The 18,465-nt window shown below is 57.7% G+C and carries 20 protein-coding genes; 7 read left to right on the forward strand and 13 right to left on the reverse strand.

From position 1 onward, the window contains the following. Window positions 1-62 precede the first annotated feature (62 nt). On the reverse strand, window positions 63-749 hold the full coding sequence (locus ACZRN6_RS29700) for a M24 family metallopeptidase (protein WP_464009510.1): 687 nt from the start codon (window positions 747-749) through the stop codon (window positions 63-65). A gap of 367 nt (window positions 750-1,116) precedes the next feature. Here ACZRN6_RS29700 and ACZRN6_RS29705 point away from each other — a divergent pair, with 367 nt between their 5' ends. After that, on the forward strand, window positions 1,117-1,464 hold the full coding sequence (locus ACZRN6_RS29705; RefSeq protein ID WP_322145653.1) for a DUF6124 family protein: 348 nt from the start codon (window positions 1,117-1,119) through the stop codon (window positions 1,462-1,464). 43 nt (window positions 1,465-1,507) lie between these two features. Here ACZRN6_RS29705 and glsB read toward each other — a convergent pair whose 3' ends face one another. Next, entirely contained in the window at window positions 1,508-2,416 is a 909-nt protein-coding gene (glsB, locus tag ACZRN6_RS29710) for a glutaminase B (RefSeq protein ID WP_464009511.1), read from the reverse strand. A 90-nt stretch (window positions 2,417-2,506) separates the two neighbouring features. On the opposite strand from glsB, the gene ACZRN6_RS29715 reads away from it, so the two are divergent. Further along, a complete protein-coding gene (locus ACZRN6_RS29715; RefSeq protein WP_464009512.1) occupies window positions 2,507-2,731 on the forward strand; it encodes a hypothetical protein in 225 nt (74 codons plus the stop codon). Here the strand turns inward: ACZRN6_RS29715 and ACZRN6_RS29720 are convergent. After that, window positions 2,725-3,135 (reverse strand): hypothetical protein, encoded by a 411-nt coding sequence (locus ACZRN6_RS29720; protein WP_464009513.1) that lies wholly within the window; start codon window positions 3,133-3,135, stop codon window positions 2,725-2,727. The two genes, ACZRN6_RS29715 and ACZRN6_RS29720, sit on opposite strands and share 7 nt — an antisense overlap. A gap of 108 nt (window positions 3,136-3,243) precedes the next feature. On the opposite strand from ACZRN6_RS29720, the gene ACZRN6_RS29725 reads away from it, so the two are divergent. From ACZRN6_RS29725 to ACZRN6_RS29745, 5 genes are all read left to right on the forward strand, one after another. Beyond that, complete coding sequence (locus ACZRN6_RS29725) at window positions 3,244-4,095, forward strand: AraC family transcriptional regulator (protein WP_464009514.1); 852 nt, start codon at window positions 3,244-3,246, stop codon at window positions 4,093-4,095. A gap of 289 nt (window positions 4,096-4,384) precedes the next feature. Then, window positions 4,385-5,113 carry a winged helix-turn-helix domain-containing protein gene (locus ACZRN6_RS29730; RefSeq protein WP_322145657.1) on the forward strand — a complete coding sequence of 243 codons (729 nt, stop codon included), beginning with the start codon at window positions 4,385-4,387 and terminating at the stop codon, window positions 5,111-5,113. Beyond that, complete coding sequence (locus tag ACZRN6_RS29735; protein WP_464009515.1) at window positions 5,106-5,861, forward strand: hypothetical protein; 756 nt, start codon at window positions 5,106-5,108, stop codon at window positions 5,859-5,861. Before ACZRN6_RS29730 ends, ACZRN6_RS29735 begins: the two co-directional genes overlap by 8 nt. A 32-nt stretch (window positions 5,862-5,893) precedes the next feature. Further along, on the forward strand, window positions 5,894-6,580 hold the full coding sequence (locus tag ACZRN6_RS29740) for a winged helix-turn-helix domain-containing protein (RefSeq protein ID WP_464009516.1): 687 nt from the start codon (window positions 5,894-5,896) through the stop codon (window positions 6,578-6,580). Window positions 6,581-6,804: 224 nt separating this feature from the next. Beyond that, entirely contained in the window at window positions 6,805-8,199 is a 1,395-nt protein-coding gene (locus tag ACZRN6_RS29745) for an undecaprenyl-phosphate glucose phosphotransferase (RefSeq protein ID WP_322145660.1), read from the forward strand. Between the two features lie 286 nt (window positions 8,200-8,485). On the opposite strand, the gene ACZRN6_RS29750 is transcribed toward ACZRN6_RS29745, so the two are convergent. The 10 genes from ACZRN6_RS29750 to ACZRN6_RS29795 all read right to left on the reverse strand — a co-directional run bounded on the left by ACZRN6_RS29750 (window position 8,486) and on the right by ACZRN6_RS29795 (window position 18,442). Then, window positions 8,486-10,576 (reverse strand): YjbH domain-containing protein, encoded by a 2,091-nt coding sequence (locus tag ACZRN6_RS29750; RefSeq protein ID WP_464009517.1) that lies wholly within the window; start codon window positions 10,574-10,576, stop codon window positions 8,486-8,488. Next, window positions 10,573-11,340 (reverse strand): capsule biosynthesis GfcC family protein, encoded by a 768-nt coding sequence (locus ACZRN6_RS29755; protein ID WP_464009518.1) that lies wholly within the window; start codon window positions 11,338-11,340, stop codon window positions 10,573-10,575. Before ACZRN6_RS29755 ends, ACZRN6_RS29750 begins: the two co-directional genes overlap by 4 nt. Next, entirely contained in the window at window positions 11,337-11,996 is a 660-nt protein-coding gene (locus ACZRN6_RS29760; RefSeq protein WP_464009519.1) for a YjbF family lipoprotein, read from the reverse strand. The genes ACZRN6_RS29755 and ACZRN6_RS29760 overlap by 4 nt, the downstream gene beginning before the upstream one ends. Before the next feature lie 14 nt (window positions 11,997-12,010). Continuing rightward, on the reverse strand, window positions 12,011-13,123 hold the full coding sequence (locus tag ACZRN6_RS29765) for a polysaccharide export protein (RefSeq protein WP_464009520.1): 1,113 nt from the start codon (window positions 13,121-13,123) through the stop codon (window positions 12,011-12,013). An 87-nt stretch (window positions 13,124-13,210) separates the two neighbouring features. Next, window positions 13,211-13,495 (reverse strand): hypothetical protein, encoded by a 285-nt coding sequence (locus ACZRN6_RS29770; RefSeq protein WP_322145665.1) that lies wholly within the window; start codon window positions 13,493-13,495, stop codon window positions 13,211-13,213. A gap of 178 nt (window positions 13,496-13,673) precedes the next feature. Further along, window positions 13,674-15,017, reverse strand: coding sequence for a UDP-glucose dehydrogenase family protein (locus ACZRN6_RS29775; protein WP_322145666.1), 1,344 nt, complete (start codon window positions 15,015-15,017; stop codon window positions 13,674-13,676). A gap of 12 nt (window positions 15,018-15,029) precedes the next feature. Further along, window positions 15,030-16,457, reverse strand: coding sequence for a mannose-1-phosphate guanylyltransferase/mannose-6-phosphate isomerase (locus tag ACZRN6_RS29780; protein WP_464009521.1), 1,428 nt, complete (start codon window positions 16,455-16,457; stop codon window positions 15,030-15,032). Between the two features lie 54 nt (window positions 16,458-16,511). After that, on the reverse strand, window positions 16,512-16,988 hold the full coding sequence (locus tag ACZRN6_RS29785) for a glycosyltransferase (RefSeq protein ID WP_322145667.1): 477 nt from the start codon (window positions 16,986-16,988) through the stop codon (window positions 16,512-16,514). Next, a complete protein-coding gene (locus ACZRN6_RS29790; protein WP_323570987.1) occupies window positions 16,989-17,444 on the reverse strand; it encodes a polysaccharide biosynthesis protein in 456 nt (151 codons plus the stop codon). It abuts the gene before it with no gap. Between the two features lie 35 nt (window positions 17,445-17,479). Next, the gene (locus tag ACZRN6_RS29795) at window positions 17,480-18,442 is read right to left on the reverse strand and encodes a glycosyltransferase family protein (protein WP_464009528.1); all 963 of its coding nucleotides are present in this window, start codon (window positions 18,440-18,442) and stop codon (window positions 17,480-17,482) included. Window positions 18,443-18,465 lie beyond the last annotated feature (23 nt).

The raw sequence follows: 18,465 nt of genomic DNA on the forward strand, positions 1-18,465 counted from the left end.
GAGCGAGCCTGCTCGCGAAATACCCGAAGGCGCCGCGTTTCCTCAGGAGACCGGCGCCTTCGTCAAAGCTCGCAGACCTCTCCCCCTTCACTGAAGAAATAGATATTTTCATGCTTGTAGCCCCAGCGACCGCCTCGCTCGCGAACATGCGGCTCGAAGGTGAAGCACGTCACCTCTTCAAGGCGCCGGTGATTGCCTGCCTCGATATAGAGCCTCTGGTCCCGCTGTTCGCAGATGCTGTGGCCGACGTTGCCCGCGAAATCGAGGTTCTCGAAACCCTCGGAGGCGATCAGGTCATTGGCGAACGCATGCAAATCATTGAACGTGGTCCCGGGCCGGGCGAATGTGCGCATCATCGCGTGTAACCGGTGCTCCACTTTATAGCCCTTGCTGAACTCCGCCCCCATCGGCACCGCCCGGCACACACCCTCCTCCACATAGAAAGAGCGGGCGCAATCGCCCCACGCATTGCCGGAGCGTGGGCTCAAATCCAGGGTGATCAGATTGTGCTCGCCAACTGCTTCGTGACTGGGCCGATAGTCGCGGCCCGACACCGAAAGCGCACTGCGTGAACCCAGTAATACGAAGGCGGGGCAGTCGTAATACCAGGTCTCCGGGTAGCCGGATTTCGCGAGCATCTGCGCCGCCATTTGGGCGATGGACGCCTCGGTCGAAGCGGGCGTGATATGCGTCACGAGCTGCTGCAACACCGACTTGGCGGCGGCCTGGACGACACGATTGGGCAACATGGACCGTCTCTGACTGATGGGTGATTGCGTCGATAGTATCAGCACCCTGCTCAATGACAGGGAGGCGTGCTCGGATTTTTCCGGCAACTTTTTCAGGTTGTCGGTCGGACTCGGGCTGACTAACCTCCCGCAGTCGCTGCCAATTCAGCGACCGGATTTGACCGTCCGCAACCATAGAACAACTGCGCCAAAACCGAGCTTGGGCGTTTTTTTTACGCCTGATGTATTGTGTCGCGGCAGCTGTACGCGGGATACCTTCGGGTATGCCGGTTTTGTTCTTTGGGCCGGTCGGTCAACCCGCGTATAGCTGCCACCCTAATCGTTTGACCGCGAATAGTGGCAGCTCCATTCACAAAGGAGCTTCACCATGATTAAAGACAGTCCAAATCCCCCAAATCATGCCGACCGGCTTCAAGAAGCCGCTTACCGCGCCATCCACCACTATCTGAAACCTGACGCCCAACCCCAACCGCCTGAACCCACCGAGCTACCGTTCGATGGATTATTTACCGTGCGTAAGGACCTGGACACAGAAACCTTGCTGGCCAATGCCTCGCAGGACCTGGCGTCGATCAATGTCATCGCCGCTCACCTGGCCTTCGAAGTCGACGGCACCCAACGCAATGTGGCGCTGGGCATTTGCCGGATGCTGGAAGGTGTGCAGATGCTGGTCGACAAAGCGCTGGATAGATGCACGGAAACCTGCCCGCGCTAATGATCGTAATGATTGCTCCCACACGCGTGGGAGCGATCAAGCCCTAGAACACCGACCACCCAATCCGCTCACTCAACAACTCCAACGCCTTCATCCCCGCCAACGAATTGCCCGCCGCATTCAACTCCGGCGACCAGACGCACACCGTAAATTGCCCCGGCACCACCGCGAGAATCCCGCCGCCTACCCCGCTCTTGCCCGGCAAGACAACGCGATACGCAAAATTACCCGCCTCGTCGTACAGCCCACTGGTGGCCATGATCGAGTTCACTTGCTTGGTCTGGCGCGGCGTCAAAATCTGCTCGCCGCTGTGGGTGCACACCCCTTCATTCGCCAGGAAGCAAAACGCCTTGGCCAGGTCCAGGCAGCTCATCTGCAACGCGCAGTAGTTGAAGTAGCTGTGCAGCACCGCGTCCACGTCGTTGTGGAAGTTGCCGAACGACTTCATCAGGTACGCCATGGCCGCATTGCGCGCACCGTGCTGGGCTTCGGATTCAGCCACGACGCTGTTGACCAGGATCTGCGGGTTACCCGACAGCCTCCGCACGAAGTCGCGCATGGACAAGATCGGCACGGCAAAGCGCGATTGGTTGATGTCGCAGATCACCAGCGCACCGGCATTGATAAACGGGTTGCGTGGCCGCCCCCGTTCAAATTCCAGCTGCACCATGGAGTTGAACGGCTGCCCCGACGGTTCATGGCCCAGCCGGTCCCAGATACTTTCGCCACCATGGTCGATGGCCTGCACCAGGCTGAACACCTTGGAGATGCTCTGCACGGAGAACAGCGTGTGAGCATCGCCCGCGCAGTAGAACGAGCCGTCATTGCCATACACGGCAATGCCCAGTTGCTGCGCCGGTACATCGGCCAGTGCGGGGATGTAGTCGGCGACCTTGCCGAGGCCGATCAGTGGGCGAACTTCGTCGAGGATCGACTCCAGCAGGGCCTGCATGTTGTGTTCTGGCATGGTTTGGGAATAGTTGTTGAGCGGGGCGCGCAGGATACCTGAAACACCGGGGCCAGGCAGGCTGCTGGTGCAAAGATGGACGCTGCTCAGACCGTGCTATATCTTCGGGCCGCCGTCGGCGCAGGCGAAAAAACACGAAAGAGTGGAACGTTGAAGATGCGGGACGCTTTGAGAGGACGAAGCTTTGCGGTGCTGATGGGCATTGCGTTTATCGCATCCGCCAACAAAGGCGTGCAGGAGTTGCAACACGCAAGAAAACCCAGTGTGGAGCTGAATAAAGCCGCGCCCTCGACTCAATAGTGCGCCACATCCGACACCTGGGTATCCAGCACGTCCCGCGCCAATGCCCAGGCCTGATCCGTGGATTCCACCACCAGCAGCGGGTAGCCCCACGCCTTGGCGAACATCACCGCAAACGGTTTGAGTGCCAGGCGCTTGGCCGCGCTGGGCTCCACTTGAATCATGCCTTTGACGAACGCACGCAAGGCCACCTTGTGCTTCTTCATCCAGATCGAAGCCTGTTTACGTTCTTCGTGGGAGTGCTGGTGAGTGCTTTCATCCACGGCTTTTTCGTGCAGCAGGATGAAGGGTTTCTCACCCAGCAACAACGCCTCGAACGCGGCAAAGGTATCTAGCGGTGGCGTGTCGCTGGGGGCATCAAACACGATTTTCACCACGGGGAATGTTGAACTGTCGAGTTGCATGGGAAGCTCCTTTAACGAGAATAGTTCTCATAATAGCCACGCAATCGCTGGACGCCATTGCGCAAAATGGCCAGAATATTTCGCATTCCAGCCAAGGCACCCGCCGCCATGTACAACCATCGCCTCGAAACCCGCGACTCGTTGCGCCCGGCCCTGGCCGATGCGATTCCCCGTGCCGTGGTCGCGGTGAGCGCCTCAAGCACCTGCGCCAGTTGGGAGCATGCGCCGCACCAACACCGCAAAGGCCAGTTGATGTACACCTTGCGCGGCGTGATTCACTGCGTCATCGAAGAGGGCATCTGGATCGTGCCGCCCCAGTGCGCGCTGTGGATTCCCGGCGGCCTTTCCCATGCTGCACGCGGCTGCGGCGCAGCGGATGTGTACTGCTTGCTGGTCGACCCCGACGCCGCCGGTGCCCTGCCCCGGCAATGTTGCACGCTGGGTGTATCGCCGTTGTTACACGAGTTGATCAGCAAGGCCGTTAGCTTCCCGGCGCTGTATGACACCGAAGGCGCCCAGGGCCGGTTGGTGGCCACCCTGCTGGACGAACTGGCGCTGGCGCCGATCGAGGCCCTGCACCTGCCCATGCCGCGGGACATTCGGCTCAGGCGCCTGGCCGACAGTTTGCTGGCCAACCCCAGCGACAAGGCCACTCTGGGCGAATGGGCAGCCCGCATCGGCATGAGCGAGCGCAGCATGACGCGGTTGTTGCTGGAGGAAATCGGCCTGAGTTTTGGCCGTTGGCGCCGGCAGTTGCATGTGATCCTGTCCCTGCAACGCCTGGCCAAAGGCCAAAGTGTGCAGACGGTAGCGCTGGACCTGGGCTATGAGAACGCCAGCGGCTTTATCACGATGTTCCGCAAGGCCATCGGCAAACCTCCGGCACGCTACCTGGCCGATCGCACGGGCACAGCCGAGCACACAACCCCCGCTATCGCCTTGCTGGATTATTATAAATAGCGGCGTATAAGCATTTTTAGAGCTTAATGACTAGAAGGGTTAAATCATTCCAGCCAAAAAAATCAACCCGGCCTAAAATACTTATCACGCACTAAAAAATTGCACTAGCATATGAGTACTCCCGTGCAAAAACCCGCTTTCAACACCCGCCAGAAACCGCCTTACCCCCCGCGAATAAAGTGCCGAATGTTAAAATTTGTCACGTTTTGACGTATTCAATTCGATTAACATCTAAACGCCTGCAGCGATTGAATTGACGGCCTCGCATGCCGGAAAAGGGAGCAACGTGATGCATTTTTCCAACGTCCTCGCTATTGCTCGGACCCCATCGAAATCCGAGGACTTCAGCGAGCTTATAGTTCGTACTGTACCGAAAAATCTAAAAGTCGATACACGCTCCTACGGCCAACTAATCGGCCCCTATGAAAGCCATGGGCATTACCGTGCCATCATCATAGAGATCGATACCCCCTCTGCCAGCACCCAAACGCTGGACATTATAAAAAAAACCAGATCCGAAAACCCTGGCAGCACCATTTTCCTGGTCGTTACCTTTGCCACTACATTGAGTAAAACCAAATACTATCTCGCCGGTGCCGATTACTGCATAAAGGTCGTTGAAAGCTCGCCCGAGAAAAAACTCGCGCTGTTCACCGCGTTCCTCAGCGAGACGTACTGGCTAAGTAATACTGATTTGCTACTGGACCAGGACCGCATGTGCATCTACGGGGGCGGCAAAAAGCTGGAAGTGTCCTTTGTCGAAATGAAAGTACTCGAAGCGCTTATTTATAATCGTTTACTGAGCCATGATGAAATTGCTGCCGTGATGGGCCTCAATACACGGTTCTATGACTCCAGGGCACTCGAAAAGTCCATTAGCCGCCTGCGTGGCAAAATCAAATCGCATTATGGAAGCAATATAATCCAAAGCATTCGAGGTTATGGCTACAAACTAAGCAGGGGACTTGCCTCGGTTAACCATGTGCAACCCGTCAAGGAGCGGCCAACCCGTGAATAATGCGACCCGGTTGCTTGCAGCGCCAGTCGATTTCACGTTTTCGCGGCAAGCGATACTGGGACGAAATTGTGCGTTATGGGGCAGTGAGATTCGGGTGCACGCCGAGCATGTTCTTGAAGGGCTGACTGACGACGCGTGCCCTCTTTACTGCGAACAACTTAAAGACGCCTACAGGGGCGCGCTGCACTACACCCAGCCGAACGCCTTTGCCCGCGAAAGACAACGTTTGCGTGTGGAACAAAGCCCAAGGCTTCACACGTTTTTGCGTATAGAACAAGCCTTATTGATGAACGACGCCTTGCTGCAAGAAATCATCAGTACTTCAAACACCCTGGAAAAACGCAAACATCAACTTATTGTCAGCATTGACAATACACTGGATACGCTGCCCGGCCCGGCAGCGCGCCGCAGCATGATTCGCCAGCTCTATAGCCTGAAAGACCAAAGCAACCTGAAACTTGCTTATAACAATTACACACTGAATACAAAAAACACCGACCTGCTGACTGACTTGAGTCTTTATGACTATATAAAAATGCCCTTTCCAGACTCCGCCATAAGGCTCAGTCTGAACACGCGCTCGGGCCTGTTCGACCGGCTTTACGACCAGATGCTGGGGCTGATGAGCACCACCCGGGTCTCGTTTATCGCCGACAACGTCGAGCATGCCGACAGCGCGCTTCTCGCCCGACGCTTGCCTTTTGACTACTTTCAGGGCGCCTACTTCTCCCCTGCTGATAGTTTGTGAACCCCCGTACTTTCCTGGAATCGGTGAATGCCATGAGTTCTCTGAAGAAACACACATTTACATCGACGCACCCGTCCATTGCGCTACATGATTTCACGCCAAGCCTGGCCTTTTTACATTACGACATTGATAGCGGGCCACTGGTCGAAACCACAGAGAAGCCGTCAGACGCCTCAACCAGTTCCTACGCGGTTACCAACGAGCAAAATTTCAACCGGTGGCTCAGTAACTATGTCGCCGCAAAAAGACTCTACGAGGCTAATAACCGTTTAACCCGGCAACTTTACGACGCCGCCAAAATCCCTAAACTCACCGCACTGAAGTCCGATCCTGCGCCCCACGAGTTAACTGGCCCCGCCGCCGAAAACGCCACTTCCGTACCGGCCTTGCGCACCCCGGATGTGTGGCTACTTACCCAACAGGACCGAGCGCTGGTAAAAGGTGGGCTGCGTATTTCGTTGACCACCATAGAGTCGGCACTGATTAAAAAAATGCTGCACCATGAAGAACGCGTCGTCAGCAAGGAAGAACTTATTCGCAATATCGGACGTGAGCCCGAACTTTATCGCGGCCTCGAAATGTGCCTCAGCCGGTTACAGGACAAGTTCAAACGCGTGAACGATGGCGAGCGGTTGTTCAGGGCGGTACGCAACCGTGGCTATTGCCTGACTCAAAAAATAAAAAGCCCCTTGAGCCACCGCGGCAACGCAGTCGAATAATAATAATTTCATAAATATTACACATCACCCTGCCTATTAAAATTCCTTTTCAAACTGCCATTTTATAACAACATGCCCGCGTTATAAGTCGTCAGCCGTTGCTCCCTGCCATTCATTACTATCACTACGCACGCCTGCGCGTGCGCCTGCCATTTGATAGTCATTAAAACCACGCCTCGCTTTAACCTGCCGGCACGTGAGTGGATACCACAGGGAGCAGAAGTATGCTTAACAACAGAAGAATGCACCGTCACCTTACACCCAAGGGCCTCACCTTTTGGGGGCAGTGGGCTATCGCCTTGAGTTTGGTCGTTGTACTTTTGTTTTCACTGGTCCTGTTCAAGACCGGGCAACTGGAATCTCACTACCGGATATTGGCAGCCATTACAATACTGGCCTCTATCCCGGCCTATATGTTATGTGACGTCTATAGCAAAAAAGATGATTTTTTTGTTGGGCTGGGACGGTTATTCAGCGGCTGGTTATTGACCATGGGCATATTGTCGGCGGTTGGCGTTGCCTGCAATGCCGGCTCGCTGTTTCCCTTGGAGATCCTGCTACTCTGGGCCGCCGTCAGCTATCCACTACTAGCACTTTGCTACATTCCGATCCACAGTCTATCCAGGTATTACCACCGGCAACTTCACGCGCGCCAGAAATCGCTGATTATTGGTACGGGAAAACTTGCAACCGACTTGGCCAACACGCTTGCCAGGCAAAAACGCTCCCCTCTGGTTGGCCTTGTAGGGCCCGGCACTGCTTTGCCGCAAAACAGCACACAACCGCAGGTTATCGGGGACTTGCCCGATCTTCCGACGCTGATCAAACAGCACGGTATTCGTCGGCTGTATATCACTCACACCCTGCAGGAAGCGACGCACATCGAGGCGCTGTACCTCAACCTGCTTGAGATCAGCGTGGACGTGATTTGGGTGCCCGACCTCAATAACATGCTGCTGCTCAATCACAGCGTTGCCGAGGTGGATGGCCTGCCCGCGATCTTCCTCAACGAAAGCCCACTGACCAGTCGCCCAACCGCGGCACTGAGCAAGTCTTTGCTGGACAAGAGCCTGGCGCTGTTGGCGATCATGCTGCTCAGTCCGTTGTTGTTGCTGTTCGCCCTGCTGATCAAGCTCACCTCCCCCGGCCCGGTGATTTTCAAGCAGGACCGGCACGGCTGGAATGGCGAGGTGATCAAGGTCTGGAAGTTTCGCTCAATGCGCGTGCACGACGACCATGAGGTACGCCAGGCCAGCCGCAATGACTCACGCATAACCCGCGTGGGGCGCTTTATCCGCCGTACCTCCATTGATGAATTGCCACAGCTGTTCAACGTGCTGCAAGGGCATATGGCACTGGTTGGCCCACGCCCGCATGCCGTTGCGCACAATGACTATTACTCGGGCAAGATTCGCGCGTACATGGCGCGGCATCGCATCAAGCCCGGCATCACGGGCCTGGCGCAGGTCAACGGCTGCCGTGGCGAAACCGAAACCCTGGAAAAGATGCAGCAACGCGTCGATATCGATCTGCGCTATATCAACAACTGGTCGCTGTGGCTGGACATCAAGATCCTGTTCAAGACGCCATTTACCCTGCTGTCCAAAGACATCTATTGACCCCGCCCTTCCCCGTGCCGCCACACCGGCGGCGCGGGGCACCAGCCGCCCTGCGGGGCGCTGCACTCCCTCCCCGCCAGCATCCCCTCGCCACACGCAACAACAGCGCCCACAGCAGCGCCTGGGCATCCAGGCCCACACCATAGGGAGTAGAGGTTAGAAAGTGAGAAGTGAGGGCCGTGATGCGCGCCGGCATTGCACCTGGCGCGTGACTGTTGTGGCCCACGCACTGCCCGGCGCATTTCGCACCGGGCAGTCAGTCAGTGTGTTGGCGAGTGCCGCAGCATCACTCGGTGATCTTCTCGAAGTTGTTGTAGAACAGTTCGCTGTCACGCCCGTCGGTCATGGTCTGCAGCGAGTAGGCGCGGTTCAGGCGGGCGCCGCCGTCACGGGTCAGTGGGGCCCACACGACGTTGGCCCGGCGCATTGTCGAGGTACTCATCAGCTCGTCGAACGGTACCGAAATATAGATACCCTTGTCGAAGCTGCCCTCGCCATATTCTTCCTTGGAGGCGGTGGTCAGCGTGACCCAGCCACCAAATTTGACGCCGTTCTTGAACTGCCGCGAGATGTCCACGGTGGTGCCCCAGTCCCGCGCCAGGTAACGCCCCACGCTGACCGCCGCCAGGGTGTCATAGGGCAATTGCGTATAGCTGGTGACATGCCCGGTGATGGTCTGGTAATCGCGCAGGCCCAAACCCTGGTTGAAATCCCGCTGGCGCACGAAGTTCAGGTCCGCGCCCACCGACCAGTGTTTGCCTGCAGGACGAAACAACACCTCGCCCCCCACCCCGGCATACATCGACTCCAAATAACCGCCGTAGACCATGCCATACAGGTCGCGATCCAGGCGCTGCGCATGGTTGACCTGGAAGTTTGGCATCGTCACATCAGACGTCGTCATGTATTGGCGCAGGTCGGTACGCACCCGCGGCAACCCGCTTGGCGCGTCGTAGGTGAATTTGTCGTAGTTGTTCAGCAGGTTGGCGCTGAGCAATCCGCTCCACCAGGTATTGCGGGTGAAACGGTATTGCGCGTCGGCGTCGGCGGTGAACTGATACAGCAAGCCGTCGGGGCCGCCGATGTTCTGTTTGTAACCCAGGCCGAGGCCATAGCTGAACGGTTCAAGTGGGGCGCTGTAGAGCGTGGTTTCCCGGTGGGCAATCGCCGGGTTGACTTCGGTGGCACGGTGCAGGTCCGTCAACGGCTGGTCGTTGTTCACCACCGCGCGGAAGGTCTCACGGGGCACGCTGGTTTCTTCGATGGGCATGTCATAACGCTTGTTCACCAGGGTGAACCAATCGATGTCTTGATTGGCGCTGTTGTCGAGAATCCGGCTGGCGCGCCCCACGGCCTTGGCTGAATAGAAGTAGCGTTGCTGCTCGCCATACACCATCAGCTCCGAACCGCGCTGGGCAATGCGCTCCACCTTGTAGCCGGCATTCTGCTGCAAGCGATCGGAGACACTGGCCCAGTTGACCTGGTCGGCCGGGGTGGTGGGGATGCGCGCCGGCAAGGGTTCGGCGGGAGGGTCGTAGGTCTTGACCGGTGCCTTGCGGCTGACAAAGTTGGTGTGCAGGGTGATGCCGAACATCGCGGTATTGCCGCGTTCCCAGGCGGCACTTAAGTCCACGCTGTCGGCCAGCTTGTAGACCACACCGATATTGACCGGCGAATCCTGCTTGATCGGGTTGTCCAACGGCTCGTGCTTGTAGTCGTTACCCTCATATTCGAGTTTCAGGCTCAGGGGTTCCCAGGGCGTTTGGTAGGCAATCCCGCCAAACAACGAAGGCCGCCCCCTGAAGTAGGCATTGGAGTTCACGTCCCCTGCCCTGGCGACCACCGCAGTGCTCTTGGGCCGGTCGTTGAACTTGCTGCCAAACACCGACAATGGGTTACCGAAGTCGCCGCGATTACCCAGGTAACCCCACGCGATACCGAGGCTGAAATCCAGGTTGGCATAGCGCTTGTTGGCCACGAAATATTCGCTGGAAAACAACCCGGTACCGCCGATATCCCGGGCGCCAAAGGCCACTTGCGGCGCCCAGTGGCTTTCTTCCCAGAGCCGTGCCTTGAAATCGATGGCCTTGTCCTTGAAGCTCTGGCTGCCGCTCAACGCCTCGGCGCCGTAACGGCGGTTGCTGATGGCGGTGTAGCGAAACGAACCCTCCAGCCAATCGAAGGGCTGCAAGGAAAAGCTATAGCGCGAGTAGGGATCGGTGCGGTTGGCATTGGCGCTTAACTCGCCCGCAGGGGCCATGCGTGCAGTGGGCGTCTGTAGCAGGCCCACGCCGCCAAAATCATTTTGGGTGTAGCGGGGTTCACCGTGAACCAGTCCGCAGGGCAGGAGCAATACAGCAGCAAAACGTAAATTCAAGGGTTCACCTCAGCCAACGGTTGAGTGGCGAAAAATTCGGCCAGTTGTTGGTTGAGCTCAGGGGTGGGCGTCTCAAGGTCATCGCTGCGCACCGGCACCAGGATCCGGCTGCCGGGGGCGGCCACGATGCCGTCCTCCCGATTCCATGCCGCCACGCCCACTCGCCGCACCTGGCCGTCGGGCTGGATCAACCACAACTCATCACGCTCGGCGTCGCCCAGCAGGGTGCAGTCGCGCACGTAATCCCGAACTTCGCGCAGGGCGCGATAAGGCACCTGGCAGGGCATCGCGACCGCCCCGAGCACGTCCACCGTGGTGGGCCTTGCGGGGTACACAAGGTGGTCGCCCTCATCGAGCAACGCGTTGCGGGCGAACCCCGCTTCCACGGCGATCGGGTCCAGCACCGCCACTTGGCGGCCGGTGACGGGCAACCGCTCAACCTGCTGATACAGGCGCGCACTCAAGTCTGCGCGCGCTTGCTTGTCATCCAGCAAGGCGCCCCGCTGCAGCAGTTTGAGGTCGAACAACACGCCCGCCTTCAGGCGCGCCTGCTTACCCACCAACGACTGGTGCAGCCACGCGGCGCCCAGCCAGTAACTTTCGGCATTGGGTTGGGACACCCGGATAGCGTCCAGCAAACGCGCACCCGGCTTGACCTCGAAAGCGCCAGGGCTGCGTACATCGCCACTGACCGTGACGGCCGCCTGGGCTGCACCGGCGCCGATCAACAGCAGGCCCAGGCATAAAAGCTTCGAATACTTCACCGTACAGCCCCCCGATCAGGGCGCAACTGCACGATTTTCAGGGACAACCGGGGCGTCAGATACTGCTCGCTGCGCAGGATAAAACCGTCCTGCGGGTCGACCCAATAATGGTTGGTGGCACCAAAATCCAGGGTGGGCACATCCACCTGTTCGTCGATACGCAGCAAGGCGTAATCCTTGTCCAGAATGCGCAGGGTCTCGGTGCCCTGGGGGCTGAAACGGCTGTGCACGGCGATACCGATTCGGTTGCCGGCGTAGACGTCGATCCAGCGCGTGCTGGTATAGCCGGCGGGTAGATGTTGCAGGCCGCGCTTGAACGGCGACTCGCCACTGAAGCGGGTGCCATCGAGGGCAACCCCCAGCCCGACGGTACGCACCACCAAGCCATCGCGCATCATCACCACCTGTTTACCGGAAGCGACCCAGAATTCCAGGTCACCCCGGCGGCGGGCCATGGCCATCACCCCTTCACTGGAGGCGGTGGTCACCAGGATCTGCGGGTACGGCACCGCATCGACCTGGGCGCGCGTCACGTTGAGGGAAGCGGGGCCGGAGACGGAAGTTTCGAGCGTGTACCAGGACGCCCTCATCAACGGGTTACACCCGCACAACAAGAGCGCCATCGATAGGCAGGCGCAGGTAGGCAAAATTTTCACGACAAGATAGCGCCTTATCTGCTGTTGACTTCACTGAGGTCATTGGCCGATCGGGCACCAATCCCAATGGCACTGGCGGTAGGCAGCAACTGGCTGATCAGGCGGTTCCAGCGCGTCACGCCGGCCGGCCCGACGTACACGATGTCCTGGGGCTGCAAGTCGAAGCGGGTAGCCAGCACCAGCGCGGAAGGCGACTGGGCATCGAGTTGGAACACCTTGGCCGGCTCGGTTTCCAGGTTGTCCGCACCGCGAATCACGTAGACCGCATTGCCGTTGGAGGTGGTCTGGTTCAAGCCACCCACCGTGCCCAGGGCATCCGTCAGGTTGATCGATTTGCCCTTGAAACTCAGCGCCCGGGGCTGGTTGACTTCACCCATGAGGTAGACGCGCTTCTGGTCGTTATACGGCAAGTACAACCGGTCGCCGCCCTTGAGGTAGATGCCCTGCAGTTGCGAGCCCTGGCGGTTGAGGCTGTCAAGGTCCAGCCGGTACTCCTGGCCGTCGCGTGTCAGCGTCAGGCCCGACAGGTCTGCATTGGTCGGGTCGATGCCGGCGGCGCCAATGGCCTCCACTGCGCTCAACGGCGTGGTGGTAATCGGCTGTTGGCCGGCCTTGACCACCGCACCGGTCACTACCACCGTCTGGCTGGCAAAGCGCAAGACGCTGACGTCAACCTGAGGGCTTTCAATAAATTGCGACAAGCGCCCGGCGATAGAGGCACGCAACTCTTCGATGGTTTTACCGGCCACCGGGACATTACCGATATACGGATAAAACAGCGTGCCGTCGGGGCGAACCAGACGCCCGTTCGCGTCAATCTGCTGTTGCGGCCCGGACGGCGCCGTCAACTCGGGGTGATCCCACACCGTGATAAACAACAGGTCATTGGCACCGACGCGATAACCACCGGGCACATAGGCCAGCAATGCCGGAGGCACCGACTCGCGAACGTGCGTGGCAGCATCCATGGCAATCAATTTGGGGGTGATGGGAATCAACTCCACCCGGGTACTTTCAAGCGAGCCCTCACTGGACATTTGACCGGTGTCCATGTGTTGACCAGGCGAAAACATGCAGCCGTGCAAGCTGATACTTGCCAGCAGAAGAACAGGTAACCTACGAATCATAATGGCACTACGCTAGTCGAGGGCGAGTCTAAAAAAGATCACCCAGAAAGTACTGAGTGATCTAGGAACAACAAACGCTACGAGGGATTAGTTGGTACCGGTGGTACCACCTGTACCCGTGGTACCGCCGGTGCCGGAAGTACCGCCGTTGGAACTGCCGCCCGAGTTGGACGCGGCGGCTGCAGCGCCGACAACAGCGGTGCCTACACCCACCCCTTCACCCAGCGTCACACCGCCCACGAGCGGGGTGTCCAACGACAGGGACTCGCCTGCGCCGGTTGCCTCGCTCGCCGCCGCACCGACGACTTCAGCCGCCGCCAATGCTGCGGTACTTGTGAAAGCCAGCACGCCGGCCAACAGTAGTTTCCTCATATCAGACTCCTTCTCGATAGTTACCCCTTATAGAACTTCTAAATAAGGGAGTAATGATGGAACGCAGATAAACAGGCAATGAAAACTGCACAAGACCCTGCTGGATCACGCACTTAGCCTGCTCGAAATCATCTCACTTGTAGATACTTCAAACTACCAATGTTAATAATCGTCAGGGTTAAACAACGGGCCGCACCGACAACCCGCGACCGATACCGTAATAGTCGAAGCCATGGGCTTTCATGCGGGGTGGATCAAATATATTGCGGCCGTCAAAGATAACCGGCGTACTCAGTTTTTCTTTTATCAAGTCCAGGTCCGGGGCTTTGAATTCGCGCCATTCGGTCACTATCACCAAGGCATCGGCGCCCTGCAGCGCGGCTTCCTTGGTGCCCATGAGCAGCAAGTCTTCGTTCATGCCGTAGATACGCTGGGTTTCGGCCATCGCTTCCGGGTCGAAGGCTTGAACCCTGGCGCCCACGCTGCGCAATTGTTCGATCAATACGCGGCTGGACGCTTCCCGCATGTCATCGGTATTGGGCTTGAAGGCCAGGCCCCAGATGGCGAAGGTCTTGCCCTCCAGCTGCCCGCCGAAGTGATGGTGTATGTGCCCGAACAAATGCTGCTTCTGGCGCTTGTTCACTTCTTCAACCGCTGACAACAACGTGGCCTGATAGCCGATCGACGCGGCGGTGCGCTCCAGGGCTTGCACATCTTTGGGAAAACACGAGCCGCCGTAGCCGCAACCGGGGTAAATAAAGTCGTAGCCGATGCGCGGGTCAGAGCCGATGCCTTTACGCACCGCTTCAATGTCTGCGCCCAGTCGTTCGGCGAAATTGGCCATTTCATTCATAAAGGAAATCTTGGTGGCCAGCAGGCAGTTGGCCGCGTACTTGGTCAGCTCGGCACTCCTGATGTCCATCGTGATGATTTTTTCGTGGTTGCGGTTGAAGGGCTCATACAGTTCGCGCATACGGTCCACGGCATAGCTGCTGTCACTGCCGATGACGATTCGGTCGGGGCGAGTGCAGTCTGCCACCGCCGAACCTTCCTTCAGGAACTCGGGGTTGGAGATAACGTGAAACTCCACCTCAAGCCCCCGCGATTCCAATACTTCGCACACCTTCGCCCGGACCTTGTCCGCCGTACCCACCGGAACCGTGGACTTGTTAACGATGATCTTCGGCTCGGTCATGTTGAGCGCGATGGTGGCGGCAACGGACAGCACATACTTGATGTCAGCGCTGCCATCGTCATCGGGCGGCGTGCCCACGGCGATAAACTGCACCTCACCGTGGCGCACGCCTTGCGCGGCATCGGTGGTGAAATGCAAGCGCCCGGCATCATGGTTCTTCTGTACCAGTGCACTCAAGCCCGGCTCATAGATCGGAATAATCCCGCTCTTGAGGTTCTCGACTTTGATCGCATCGATGTCCACGCAACAGACTTCATGCCCCGCGTCAGCCAGCACCGCCGCTTGCACCAGGCCCACATAGCCGATTCCAAATACAGTTACATTCATTTCATTATTCCTTTAAACAAGCTCAAGGCGGCCATAGCGGTCTTCAAAGCGGATGATGTCGTCTTCGCCGAGGTAGGAGCCCGACTGGACTTCAATCAGCTCCAGCGGGATGCGTCCCGGGTTTTCGAGGGAGTGCACCACGCCAATCGGGATGTAGGTGGACTGGTTCTCGGTCAGCAGCACCTGCTTGTCCGCGATTTGCACATTTGCGGTGCCGGACACCACGATCCAGTGCTCGGCCCGATGATGGTGAAGCTGCACCGACAGTTTGTGCCCAGGCTTCACCGTGATCCGCTTCACCTGGTACCGATAGCCCTGGTCCACCGAGTCATATTTGCCCCACGGTCGATAGACTTCGCGGTGGCTGGCGCTTTCGACCCGGTGGTTTTTAGTCAGCTCGGTGACGATCTTCTTGACGTCTTGGGCATGGTCCTTGGTGGTCACCAAAACCGCATCGGCGGTCTCGACCACCACCACGTCACTGATGCCCGCCACGGTGACCAGGCGATGGCTGGCGTGCACGTAACTGTGGGTGACGTCTTGCAGCAATACGTCGCCCCGGGTGCAGTTCTGGTGGGCATCCTTGGCGCCCGCTTCCCACACCGAATCCCAGGCGCCCAGGTCGCTCCATGGGGAATTGAGGATGACCACCGAGGCGATAGCGGTTTTTTCCATCACCGCGTAATCAATCGACACGTTGGGTGCGTTCACAAAATCCACCTGACTGAGCCGGGTGAAGTCCTGGTCATGCGCCGCGTTGGAGAGCGACAGTTCGGCGGCCACCACGGTCTCGGGGCTCAAGCGTTCCAGCTCGGCCTTCATCACCGAGGCGCGAAACATGAACATGCCGCTGTTCCAGAAGTAGTTACCCTGGGCCAAATAGCTTTGCGCCGTTGCCAGGTCTGGCTTCTCTACAAAGGCCTCGACGGGCGCGGCGCCGTCGACCGCCGCCAGTGAGGTACGGATATAGCCGTAGCCGGTTTCCGGCTTGGTGGGCACCACCCCGAAGGTGACGATCTTGCCTTGGTTGACCTGCACCTTGGCCGCCGTCAGCGCCGCATTGAAGGCGCCGCTATCACCAATGACATGGTCTGCCGCCAGCACCAGCAGGATCGGGTCGTCGCCATCCGCCAGCGCCGACAGCGTCGCGGCCGCAATCGCCGGGGCGGTATTGCGGGCCGTAGGCTCCAGGAGGATCTTCTGCGGGATCAGGTCCAGCGATCGGCTTTGCTCGGCCACGATGAACCGGTGTTCTTCGTTACACACAATGATCGGAGGGCTGACGTTCTCGCCCTCGATATACAAGTTCTTGATTCGCTCCAACGTGGCCTGAAACAAACTCAAGTCACCGTGCAGGGCAATAAACTGTTTTGGTTTAAGTGCTCTGGAAAGCGGCCACAGGCGCGTGCCTGAGCCGCCAGACAATATAACTGGGATCATAGCGATTACTCGATGATTAAAGGCAATAAGAGCTTATTGACAAGCAATCAGGGCTTAAGAGGTAAATGACTTTACATAACTGATCAACCGATCTCTTTCGGTAAAGTCCAACGGGCTTTCTGCACTGCTGTAGTTGAGCGCCGAATCAATCGCCGAAAAAAACCCGTCTTTATCATGGGCGATAAATACAGACGGAAGGTCTGAAAAGTTCTCGGCGGTATCGAACTGGTGATTATTGATATGTTCGCCCCGTCGGCTATCGCGCGGAACGATAACGATGGGTTTGCCCAGTTCAAGGGAGCGAATGATATTGCCCATGCCCGCATGGGAAACAATCACCTTTGAGGCATTGAAATTCTTGGAAAACAGCGGCTCGGCAATGGTCTTGTAGGCGGTAATACGGCCCAGGTCATTTTCGTTATTGCCCACCTGCGCCACAATCGGAACCTGAGGATTTGCGTGGCTCCATTCATTCAAGTAGCCGAGCATTCTTTCAAACGGTGCTTGAGTGCCTACGCTGCAAAATATCATTTATACGATCCTCCCTTGGTATTGGGCCCGGCTGTTTTGTGACAGCGTGGGCCACTGGGTGAGCAATTCATCGACAAAATAAACCGCGATTCTTCCAGACAAAGACAGCTTCTTGGGGTTAGCGATGCTGTCGATCCACAGGGTCTTTTTCCCCATGAGTTTGCCCGCGACCAACCCCAGCAAGCCCGGAGCGGCGCCCGTGGAAATCACGTATTTGGCCTTGCTGCGGTAGACGATCGCAAAGATCTGGCAAAAGCCCTTGATGATCTTCAAGGGTTCACTGCGGTTAAAGTCCGGGACTGGCGCAAACTTATGCAATGGGTACTGCGAGCCAATGCTGATATCGACGGTGGCGATGGTAACTTTTTGACCCTCGAAGGCCGGCAGCAACTTGCTCATTTGCACCCAGTGTCCACCTCCAGAACAAATCAATAAAACATCACTTGATTGACTCATGACGGTTCCCTTCCTGTCAGAATGAATAGGCATCATTAAATAGCGGCGGCAGTTCTTAACAATTGCGCCTGCCCTTCCCAGCGGGTAATTCGCTTGGCTTTGAGCAAGGCTGACTTTTCTTTATAGGTGTCTTGATTGGCGATGAGTTGCGAAACGCCGGCCTTGATGGACAGCGGGTCCAGCGTCTCCACAAACACCGCCGCCTCGGAAAACAACGAGCGCAGTACCGTGGTGTTCGAAAGGGCCATGGGCCGGCCGGCGCTGACCGCTTCGTTGGCCACGCTCAACTGCACGTTGTCGCGGGTGGTGAGGCCGAGCACCACATTCGCGTTGCACAACAACTGCTCGAACGTCGCTTTGCTGAGAAAGCCGGTGAGCTTGATGTTCCCGGGCAGTGAGGCTACGAGGTCCTCGCAGAGCTTGCCTTGATGCTTGCCGGTGATCAGAAAGTCGACCCCCGGCATTTCCCGGGCGGCGTTGATCACGATCTCGATCGGTTCATCGATATCAAACGAACAAGGAAACAGCACATAGGGCCTCTCGCGCTCACTGGCGGGCGCCGCCGCAAAGTCGCACGGCAGGTCTTCCAGGATAAAAATATTCGCCTCCTTGACCCCCAGGCCCGTCAACTCTTCCTTGACCTTGAAGTTATGCACGACCACCGCATCAATCCGATTCAACAGGGACACGGTGCCCGGAAACCCTATCCATTGGTTGCGCAACAGGCTGTTGTGGGCATCGGCAATAATCTTCAGGCGCCGGTTGAATACACACTTGTAGGCCAGCGCTATATGCAAGACCGGGCTCGGCGGCAATTGCACCCACAGCACTTCAGGCGCGCCGACCAACAGCGTCTTGAGGGTTTTGAACGACTTGACCAAATAGTCCAGTGGCCGGGCCGCTTTCTTCTTGAACTGGTTGGGCAGATGCAGAATGTCATACGCCCAATACTGCTTCATGGTATCGGCGCGTCGTTGATAGCCAATCCATGCAATCATTAATGATTTCACTTAAAAGTCCT

Source organism: Pseudomonas sp. A125, assembly GCF_055409485.1.